The sequence below is a fragment of the Sediminitomix flava genome (genome assembly GCF_003149185.1).
GTDB classification, from domain to species: domain Bacteria; phylum Bacteroidota; class Bacteroidia; order Cytophagales; family Flammeovirgaceae; genus Sediminitomix; species Sediminitomix flava.
On record NZ_QGDO01000019.1, the window covers coordinates 1 to 3,485 of the forward strand.

Here is a 3,485-nt window from a genome sequence, read left to right on the forward strand (position 1 = left end):
AACGGCGACTTGTATGAGCAGTAGCGATTTGCGTGATACAAACTTATCAAATTTTGATGAAGTTTGAGCGGTGCACTGACCTTAAAATTTAGCACTTTTGCCGCTATTGCTTATACAAAATGTTGTGCATAGTTCTTATTCATTACAAATCCCAATATACTTATTATATGGACTACCTTCATCAATTACTAATCTATCCAATTCTTTGTCGGTGGTTAGAATCAATCTTCGGATTTTTACAATCGGATGTTTTCCTCGGTAAGGTCCTTCTTTTAAATCCGAATAGTTCATAACCGAACCTTCACAATTACAAATCAATTCTTGTTTAGGAGAACCAAAATTCGAAATTATCTGAGAATAGTCATTATGATGTAAAGAATCCTCTTTGTTTTTGTCAATATAGCTTCTATTGAAAATCTTAATCACTTTTTTTGTTGAATCAAAGTCAAGGACAAGGAAACTAATATTATCAGCAGTATCTTTTATTGAAACTCCAGTTCCATGGTCAATTGATACATTAAAGTCAGAATACAATATTTTATGAACTGCTGTTGGTGAGTATGTCTCAAATGGTTTGCCAATCTCCGCTTCAATCTGGTCAAGAGTCATTCCTTGCTTAAGATTGATAAACTTTTCTTCATTATATGAGTCAGAATAAATTGTATTATAATCAGGGTCTGGATTTACTGCTTTATCAACTTGTAGCATTAATATGGAAAAACCTCCAATCAGAACAATAACTATTATTAAAAGTATCAGATAAATTTTTCTCATAATTTGAAATCAATATTTATATGTGTCACTTTGCAGACTCTCCCTGAATTATGCACAACGATACGGGCATGGTGTCGCAGGCGGATTGCGTCGCATGCCGACTGTGCAATATGCCCCTTGTTATGGCTATTTTTATATAGTTTATTATTAGCTGAATGAATTTAATCCTAATCAAATTTTTTACACATTTCTTAACGTTATATGGTTGTAATTACAAATATCCCTAACTCTATTTCGAGTAATTAAAATCGATAGAATATTGAGTCGATTAGTTGATCCCAAGTTTTACGTATAGGATGATAATACGGAAGTTGATATATCGATAAGATTAAAGTCAGCGGTCCTAATACAATTAAAATTAAACCTAAATGAAAAGAGTTTTCTGAAGGCTCTAAGGAATAGTTATAAGCTCCAAGAATCTTGATACTACTTGTATATTTATAAGCTACACCCTTAATCTCTAAAAGAATACCTAAAACAATCGCTAAAAGACTAAAAATTATAGATACAATCTCCTTAGTATACTTTTTCTTTTTCATTCTTTTAAAGAATTTAATTGAAACAACTCCTTCTTCTACTTTAAGACTTAGCCATAACGACCCGGGCATGGTGTCGCAGGCGGGTTGCGTCGCACCCGACCTGTGTAATATGCCCCTTGTTAGCTTTATTTTCTATTTTTTTTAACCGAACGAATGAATTTTCTATTTATTCGTTGCTTAAGCCACAATATTGCTTGACGACGTATCAGATGTTCATTATCCGAATTTAATAATTCTTGTAATGATGCTTTTTCAAAAAAAGTACATCCGCTACATGTATTTGTATATAAGTTAGATTTATAATTATCCTCTATTGTTTCTAATTCTGATTCATTCGCGGAATACAAACCTTCTTCGATTAGTTTCTCAATTGTTATAACAGATAAGAATCTATTTGCAGTGTTTTTTGAGTTTAGTAGTAAAGCAATTTCATTAAATCTCTTATCCCATATTAGGTTTTCTAAACTCATGACTTCATCCGATGACATTCCATCATAAGAACAACCAAATCCAACTAATCCAGTTGCCTTCATATTCTCTCGATCAATTTGAAATTCTTCAGCATCAACATCATATTCAATAATTTCCAATACTATAGAATCATTTTGAGCATTAGAATGAGTAGACAGAATCATCAAAAATATTATAATCGAAATAGATCTCATACTTATTAAAGCTAACGACTCAGGCATGGTATCGCAGGCAGGTTGCGTCGCATAGCTGCCTGTGGAATATGCCCCTTGTTAGCTTCATTTTATTTTATACTTTTTGACAATTTAGAGATTGTGAATGGCAGTACTAAAATTTTAAAAATCCCGATGATCATTTCAAAAAAATTAGCTCTACGTCCATATTGATTTTGAGTAACTGAATTCACACTCAATATTGTTGGTGTTAGAATCAAAATTATCATAAAGAGAACAATCAATAATCCCGTCACAATACTTATAAAAGGGAAATTAACATCTGACGGAATTGCAGTAATAAACTCCATCGACACCAAAATCAATGTAATATCGAATAGAATCAGAATAATGAATCCGATTCTTTTAAATAGATTAGATACTTTATTTTTAGATTTTACACTTGTCGAGTTCCACAACAAAAATACCCAATAATAATACGACATCACGATGGTGAATTTTAGACTTAACCAAAACCCTAATTTTGATAAGAATGTATCTAAAAGAAAGTTTTGATTTCCTAAATCATAAAAGCTTGACAACGTACTTATAAGTAAGAAAAAGATAAGAATTATTGGTACTGTGAAATAAACTTTACGACTTAACTTTGATGTTTTGTTTGTCATAATTTATTGAAGCTAACGATACGGGTATGGTTTTGCACTTAGGTCGTGTTGACGGTTAGTGCGGTGTGAACTATGCCCCTTGTTGTAAAGCGTTTTTATTAATTTTTCTTTTGATCAATCAGGTTACGAAGATCTGTTATAGGTAATAGTTGATTAATATTTGTATCGTCTAGTTTTACCCAATCTATCCAATCTATACCCATTGTAATATCATACTCACCTATCAATCCATCTAGCAATATATATGTAGCATTGATAATCTCAGCTTCACCGTTATAGTTTCTAATATTTAACTCTATACCAATGTCTCCATAATTACCATCCTTGTATCTAAAATAAATATCAGAATAGTTAATCTTTACACTTCCAACTTCTATGCTAAAATTATCTCCTGGAATCCTTTGTCTAAAAGCATTAAATTTCCAATTTTCTAATTCGGGAGCTTTATCTATAAGCTGTTCTACAATTGGAAATATCTCTTTCACTCCTTCTGCAGAAACTATAAATTCTCTAATACCATTTTCATGAATAGGACTAAATTCAAATGCTAAATCTGAATTTACTTTTTTTAATTGAAATTGTAATTCATCAAATAATTTTTCCCTCTCAAATTGATTATCTACACCAGAATAGAATGAAGCATTATTTTCTTTAAACCACTCCCAAAAAACTTGTTCTTTAGATTTTTTATTTAAAAATGAGAAAAACACTATTAAAATAATTAAAACAGATATAATATATTTCCTTGTCATTTATCGAATGCTTTACAACGACATGGGCATGGTGTCGCAGGCGGATTGCGTCGCAGAACGCCTGTGCAATATGCCCCTTGTTATGCCGACTTTTTTATTTTCTGTGATGTG

The 3,485-nt window shown here is 31.4% G+C and carries 4 protein-coding genes; all 4 read right to left on the reverse strand.

Going from position 1 to position 3,485, the window contains the following annotated elements:
• Nucleotides 1-135: 135 nt before the first annotated feature.
• Entirely contained in the window at nucleotides 136-774 is a 639-nt protein-coding gene (locus tag BC781_RS25140) for a hypothetical protein (protein ID WP_146201786.1), read from the reverse strand.
• A 242-nt stretch (nucleotides 775-1,016) separates the two neighbouring features.
• Complete coding sequence (locus BC781_RS25145; protein WP_109623284.1) at nucleotides 1,017-1,382, reverse strand: hypothetical protein; 366 nt, start codon at nucleotides 1,380-1,382, stop codon at nucleotides 1,017-1,019.
• A 56-nt stretch (nucleotides 1,383-1,438) separates the two neighbouring features.
• A complete protein-coding gene (locus BC781_RS25150; RefSeq protein ID WP_146201787.1) occupies nucleotides 1,439-2,005 on the reverse strand; it encodes a hypothetical protein in 567 nt (188 codons plus the stop codon).
• Between the two features lie 715 nt (nucleotides 2,006-2,720).
• The gene (locus BC781_RS25160; RefSeq protein WP_109623289.1) at nucleotides 2,721-3,374 is read right to left on the reverse strand and encodes a hypothetical protein; all 654 of its coding nucleotides are present in this window, start codon (nucleotides 3,372-3,374) and stop codon (nucleotides 2,721-2,723) included.
• Nucleotides 3,375-3,485: the final 111 nt, after the last annotated feature.

Bases quoted from the DNA above. Each gene is read 5' to 3' on its own strand.
- BC781_RS25140 (WP_146201786.1), bottom strand. From the start codon at position 774: ATGAGAAAAATTTATCTGATACTTTTAATAATAGTTATTGTTCTGATT.
- BC781_RS25160 (WP_109623289.1), bottom strand. From the start codon at position 3,374: ATGACAAGGAAATATATTATATCTGTTTTAATTATTTTAATAGTGTTT.
- BC781_RS25150 (WP_146201787.1), bottom strand. From the start codon at position 2,005: ATGCCTGAGTCGTTAGCTTTAATAAGTATGAGATCTATTTCGATTATA.
- BC781_RS25145 (WP_109623284.1), bottom strand. From the start codon at position 1,382: ATGCCCGGGTCGTTATGGCTAAGTCTTAAAGTAGAAGAAGGAGTTGTT.